Raw genomic sequence first — 6,316 nt, 5'->3', positions numbered from 1 at the left:
AGGCCGCTCCGGTCGCCGAGCCCGTGGCCGCGCCTGCGGTCGAGGAGCCCGTGGCGGCTCCGGTTTCCGCCCCGCGTGCCCGTCGTCGTGCCACCCGGGCGGGGACCGCTCCGGAGGCGCCCGTCGCCGAGCCCGTCGTGGAGGCCGTCCCCGCGCCCGTGGTCGAGGAGCCCGCCGCCGCTCCGGCGCCGCGTGCCCGTCGTCGTGCCACCCGCGCCGTCGCCGCTCCGGCCGCCGTCGAGGCGGTCGCCGAGCCCGTGGTGGAGGCCGCTCCGGTCGCCGAGCCCGTGGCCGCGCCTGCGGTCGAGGAGCCCGTGGCGGCTCCGGTTTCCGCCCCGCGTGCCCGTCGTCGTGCCACCCGCGCGGTGACCGCCCCCGAGGCGCCCGTCGCCGAGCCCGTCGTGGAAGCCGCGCCGGCGCCCGTCGCCGCTGCCGCGGCCGAGGACGAGGTCCCGGCCGCCGCTCCGCCGCGTGGCCGTCGTCGTGCCACCCGCGCCGTCGCCGCCCCGGCCGTCGTCGAGGCGCCCGCCGCCGAGAGCGCCGTCGAGACCCCGGCCGTCGTGCAGGAGGCCCCGCGGGCCGCCGCCCGCGCCGTGACCGTCGCCGACGCCGTCGACTCCCCCAAGCGCGGCGGTCGCCGCCGCGCCACCCGCGCCGGCTCGCCGGCCGCCCCCGCGCAGCCCGAGTCCGACGCGGCCGCCGCCCCGGCCCAGAACCGCGCCGCCCGCCGCGCCGCGCGTCCCGCCGTGGCCGTCTTCCAGGCCCCGGTCTTCGCCGAGCCGATGTTCCAGACCCCGGAGACCGCCGCCATGGCGGCCGCGGCCGCCGCCGCGTCCCCCGCGGAGGAGGTCGAGGAGGAAGAGGACGAGACCGAGGTCGAGGTCCTGGCCCCGGCCCCCGTGGAGCAGCCCGCCGGTCGCCGGCGCCGCCGTCGTGGCGCCGCCGCCGAGCCCGTCGCCGCACCGGCGCCCGCCGCCCCCGCGACCGGCGCCCCCGTGTCGCTGGCCGACGTCGAGCTGCTGGACGAGGAGCAGGACGCCGAGGCGGCCGACCTCGACGAGGACGAGGCCGACGAGTCGGGCGAACGCCCCTCGCGCCGTCGCCGTCGCGGTGGCCGTCGTCGCCGTCGCGGTGAGTCCGCCGACCTCGACGAGTCCGCCGACGAGGAGACCGGCACCGCCGAGGAGCCCGAGGAGGAGGACGCCGACGACGCGGACGACGCCGAGCTCGGTTCCTCGTCCAGCCGTCGCCGCCGTCGCAGGCGCCGTCGCAGCGGTGAATCCGCCGCCGAGGCCGAGACCGCCGAGGACGACGGCGTACGCACCGTCGTCAAGGTCCGCGAGCCGCGTCCGGCGCGCGAGCGCGGCGAGTCCACCTCCGGCTCCACCTCCTCCGACGAGGTCCAGTCCATCAAGGGCTCGACCCGCCTGGAGGCCAAGAAGCAGCGCCGCCGCGAAGGCCGCGAGCAGGGCCGCCGCCGCGTCCCGATCATCACGGAGGCCGAGTTCCTGGCCCGCCGCGAGGCCGTCGAGCGCGTCATGGTCGTCCGCCAGGCCGGCGAGCGCACCCAGATCGGCGTGCTGGAGGACAACGTCCTCGTCGAGCACTACGTCAACAAGGAGGAGGCCACCTCCTACGTCGGCAACGTCTACCTGGGCAAGGTCCAGAACGTGCTGCCGTCCATGGAGGCCGCCTTCATCGACATCGGAAAGGGCCGCAACGCGGTCCTGTACGCCGGTGAGGTCAACTTCGAGGCGCTCGGCATGGCCAACGGGCCGCGCCGCATCGAGTCCGCCCTCAAGTCCGGCCAGTCGGTCCTGGTGCAGGTCACCAAGGACCCGATCGGCCACAAGGGTGCCCGCCTGACCAGCCAGGTCTCGCTGCCCGGCCGCTACCTGGTCTACGTGCCCGAGGGCTCGATGACCGGCATCAGCCGCAAGCTGCCCGACACCGAGCGCGCGCGTCTGAAGACCATCCTCAAGAAGATCGTCCCCGAGGACGCGGGCGTCATCGTGCGCACCGCCGCCGAGGGCGCGAGCGAGGACGAGCTGCGCCGCGACGTCGAGCGCCTGCAGGGCCAGTGGGAGGACATCCAGAAGAAGTCGAAGCAGATCTCGACCTCTTCGCCGAGCCTGCTGTACGGCGAGCCGGACATGACCGTCCGGGTCGTCCGCGACATCTTCAACGAGGACTTCTCGAAGGTCATCGTCAGCGGTGACACCGCCTGGGAGACCATCCACGGCTACGTGAACCACGTGGCCCCGGACCTTGCCGACCGGCTGTCGCGCTGGACCTCCGAGGTCGACGTCTTCGCGACGTACCGGATCGACGAGCAGCTCGCCAAGGCGCTCGACCGCAAGGTGTGGCTGCCCTCGGGCGGCTCCCTGGTGATCGACAAGACCGAAGCGATGATCGTCATCGACGTCAACACCGGCAAGTTCACCGGTCAGGGCGGCAACCTCGAAGAGACCGTCACCAGGAACAACCTGGAGGCGGCCGAGGAGATCGTGCGCCAGCTGCGGCTGCGCGACCTGGGCGGCATCGTCGTCATCGACTTCATCGACATGGTCCTGGAGTCGAACCGGGACCTGGTCCTGCGACGGATGCTGGAGTGCCTGGGCCGCGACCGCACCAAGCACCAGGTGGCCGAGGTCACCTCGCTGGGCCTGGTCCAGATGACCCGCAAGCGGGTGGGCCAGGGTCTGCTGGAGTCCTTCTCCGAGACCTGCGTCCACTGCAACGGGCGCGGTGTCATCGTGCACATGGAGATCCCGACCGTGGTCGGCGGCGGTGGCAACGGCAAGCGTGCCAAGCGCCGTGGCGGCCGTGGCACGGAGCACGACCACGACCACGAGACGGTCGAGGCCCTCGGTACCGACGGGTTCGAGGCGGACGCGGAGATCGAGTCGGAGACCGAGGCCGAGGTGGCCGCCGAGGCCGCCGCGCCGCGGGCCCTGCCCGAGCCGGAGTTCGTCGCCGACGAGGAGCTGTACGGCAGCGCCGCCGAGGCGGAGGCCGCGGCCGGTGTCAGTGGCCGTCGCAACCGCCGTCGCGCCACCCGCAAGGCGACCGCTCCGGCGGGTGCCCCGCGCGGTGCGGTGCGGCCCGCCGCGAGCCCGGTGACCCCGGTGGTCGAGGACGAGCCGGTCGCCGAGCCCGCCGACACGGTGCTGGAGCCGGCCCCCGAGGCCGTCGCGGTCGTCGAGGCGGTCGCCGTCGAGACGCCGCAGGCCCCGGAGGTTCCCGTCGAGGAGGCCGCGCCCAAGGGCCGGACCCGTCGTCGCGCCACCCGTAAGGCGACCGCTCCGGCGGGCGCCCCGGCCGGCGAGGCCGCTGCCCCGGAGGCGCCTGCCGCCGTCGAGGCCCCGGTGGCCGTCGAGCCGGAGCCCGTCGCCCCGGCCGTCGTCGAGGCCGCACCGGCCGTCGAGGCCGCACCGGCCCGGCCGCGGCGTCGCGCCGTCCGCAAGGCCACCGCACCCGCGGGTGCGGCGGAGGCGGCCGTCGTGGTGGTCGAGAGCGCCGCGGGCGACGTCGCCGAGCCGGTGACCGCTGCCGAAGTCCCGGCCGCCGAGGCCGAGGTCGACGTCGAGGTCGAGCAGGCTCCGGTCAAGAAGGCCCGTAAGGCGCCGGCCAAGAAGGCGACGACCACGGCCGCGAAGAAGGCCCCGGCCAAGAAGGCGGCGGCCGCGAAGAAGACCGTCGCGAAGAAGACGACGGCCAAGAAGACCGTGGCGAAGCGGGCGACGAAGAAGACCGCGGCGGCGGAGCAGACGCTCCCGTCCGTCTCGGCTCCGACCGACGAAGCCTGATCCGCTCCACGCCGTTGGCCCCGCCGGTAGGCGGGGCCCACGGCCGTGCGGGGGCCGGTTTGACCCTCCGGAACCAGCCCCGTAACCTAGACCGTCGGCGTGTCTTGAACGATTACCGTTCAACGTGCGTCGCGCTCCTGAGCACCTTCCTCCCACATCGTCCGCGCGAGCGGACGGGTCACGGGAGAGGCCGCTCGTCCAATCCGGATCACCGTGGGCCCCGGCCCGCGTGAGTGGCTGGCTTCAGGAGCATCCGTCCCGAGTGAGAGAGAGATCCGCGTGTACGCCATCGTGCGCAGCGGTGGTCGCCAGCACAAGGTTGCTGTCGGCGACATCGTTGAGGTTGACAAGATTTCCACTGCCAAGGTTGGCGACACGGTCGAGCTCTCGACCCTGCTCGTTGTCGACGGCGACGCCGTGACCAGCGACCCGTGGGTGCTGGCCGGGATCAAGGTTCAGGCCGAGATCGTGGACCACCACAAGGGCGCCAAGATCGACATCCTGCGCTACAAGAACAAGACCGGCTACCGCCGTCGCCAGGGTCACCGCCAGCAGTACACGGCGATCAAGGTCACCGGTATCCCCACGGCTGCGAAGTAAGAGGGACTGAGACATGGCACACAAGAAGGGCGCATCGTCCACCCGGAACGGGCGCGATTCCAATGCTCAGCGGCTCGGCGTGAAGCGCTTCGGCGGTCAGGTCGTTTCCGCTGGTGAGATCCTCGTCCGCCAGCGCGGCACCCACTTCCACCCGGGTTCGGGTGTGGGCCGTGGCGGCGACGACACGCTGTTCGCGCTGCTTCCCGGTGCCGTCGAGTTCGGCACCCACCGCGGTCGCAAGGTCGTCAACATCGTTCCGGCCGCCTGATTCAGCTCCTGCTGATCAAGGCGTACTGAACTCCCCGAGGGCGGATCTCAACTCTTCCCGGCGCATGCCGGGAAGAGAGGTCCGCCCTCGGCGCGTTGTCATATCGACACGTTTAATGGGTAGCAAGGCCTACCCGGGACATTCCCGCATGTATCTGGAGGAACAACCATGACCACCTTCGTGGACCGCGTCGAGCTGCACGTCGCCGCGGGTAACGGGGGCCACGGCTGCGCCTCCGTTCACCGGGAGAAGTTCAAGCCGCTGGGCGGCCCCGACGGCGGCAACGGCGGCCGTGGCGGCGACGTCATCCTCGTGGTGGAGCAGGCGGTCACCACCCTGCTGGACTACCACCACAGCCCCCACCGCAAGGCGACCAACGGTCAGCCCGGCGCCGGCGACAACCGCTCCGGCAAGGACGGCCAGGACCTGATCCTGCCCGTGCCGGACGGCACCGTCGTCCTCGACAAGGAGGGCAACGTCCTCGCCGACCTCGTCGGCCAGGGCACCACCTACGTCGCCGGTGAGGGCGGTCGCGGCGGCCTCGGCAACGCCGCGCTCTCCTCGGCCCGCCGCAAGGCGCCCGGCTTCGCGCTCCTCGGCGTCCCCGGCACCACCGGTGACATCGTCCTGGAGCTCAAGACCGTCGCCGACGTCGCGCTGGTCGGTTTCCCGAGCGCGGGCAAGTCCTCGCTGATCTCGGTGCTCTCCGCCGCCAAGCCGAAGATCGCGGACTACCCCTTCACCACCCTCGTCCCGAACCTGGGCGTCGTCACCGCCGGCTCGACCGTCTACACCATCGCCGACGTCCCGGGCCTGATCCCGGGCGCCAGCCAGGGCAAGGGCCTCGGCCTGGAGTTCCTGCGCCACGTCGAGCGCTGCTCGGTGCTGGTGCACGTGCTCGACACCGCCACCCTGGAGTCGGACCGCGACCCGCTCGCCGACCTCGACGTCATCGAGGAGGAGCTGCGGCTGTACGGCGGCGGCCTGGAGAAGCGGCCCCGCCTCGTCGTCCTCAACAAGGTCGACATCCCCGACGGCCAGGACCTCGCCGAGATGGTGCGCCCCGACCTGGAGGCCCGCGGTTACAAGGTCTTCGAGGTCTCCGCGGTCGCCCGCACGGGCCTGAAGGAGCTGTCGTACTTCCTCGCGGAGGTCGTCGCCAAGGCCCGCGCCCGCAAGCCGAAGGAGGAGGCGACCCGCATCGTCATCCGTCCGAAGGCCGTCGACGACTCCGGCTTCACCGTCACCTACGACGAGGTCGAGGACGTCTACCAGGTGCGCGGCGAGAAGCCCGAACGCTGGGTCCGTCAGACCGACTTCAACAACGACGAGGCCGTCGGCTACCTCGCGGACCGGCTCAACCGCCTCGGTGTCGAGGAAGCGCTGAAGAAGGCCGGCGCCCGCGCCGGTGACGGCGTCGCCATCGGCTCCGACGAGAACTCGGTCGTCTTCGACTGGGAGCCGACCATGATGGCCGGCGCCGAGATGCTGGGCCGCCGCGGCGAGGACCACCGCCTGGAGGCACCGCGCCCGGCCACCACGCGCCGCAAGGACAAGGAAGCCAAGCGCGGCGACTCCTCCCAGCAGGAGTACGACGAGTTCCGCCCGTTCTGATCCGGCGGTTCCGGGGACTTGAAGC

At 72.8% G+C, this 6,316-nt stretch carries 4 protein-coding genes; all 4 read left to right on the top strand.

The features are described from left to right. Window positions 1-3,809: Rne/Rng family ribonuclease (locus ACZ4XJ_RS09255; RefSeq protein WP_468495759.1), on the top strand; the 3,809-nt coding region annotated here is incomplete at its 5' end. A gap of 279 nt (window positions 3,810-4,088) precedes the next feature. After that, a complete protein-coding gene (gene rplU / locus ACZ4XJ_RS09250) occupies window positions 4,089-4,409 on the top strand; it encodes a 50S ribosomal protein L21 (protein WP_030159347.1) in 321 nt (106 codons plus the stop codon). Window positions 4,410-4,422: 13 nt separating this feature from the next. After that, complete coding sequence (rpmA, locus tag ACZ4XJ_RS09245; RefSeq protein WP_362876795.1) at window positions 4,423-4,677, top strand: 50S ribosomal protein L27; 255 nt, start codon at window positions 4,423-4,425, stop codon at window positions 4,675-4,677. Between the two features lie 168 nt (window positions 4,678-4,845). After that, window positions 4,846-6,291: a GTPase ObgE gene (obgE, locus tag ACZ4XJ_RS09240; RefSeq protein WP_362876794.1), complete on the top strand. Its 1,446-nt coding sequence runs from the start codon at window positions 4,846-4,848 to the stop codon at window positions 6,289-6,291. Window positions 6,292-6,316 lie beyond the last annotated feature (25 nt).

The organism is Streptomyces sp. NPDC029836 (genome assembly GCF_055574495.1).
Note: the sequence above shows the minus strand (reverse complement) of the source record. Positions and strands in the feature narration are given on the sequence as shown.

What these genes read in the sequence shown, in the direction of transcription:
- rpmA (WP_362876795.1), top strand. Translation starts at nt 4,423, where the DNA reads ATGGCACACAAGAAGGGCGCATCGTCCACCCGGAACGGGCGCGATTCC.
- obgE (WP_362876794.1), top strand. Translation starts at nt 4,846, where the DNA reads ATGACCACCTTCGTGGACCGCGTCGAGCTGCACGTCGCCGCGGGTAAC.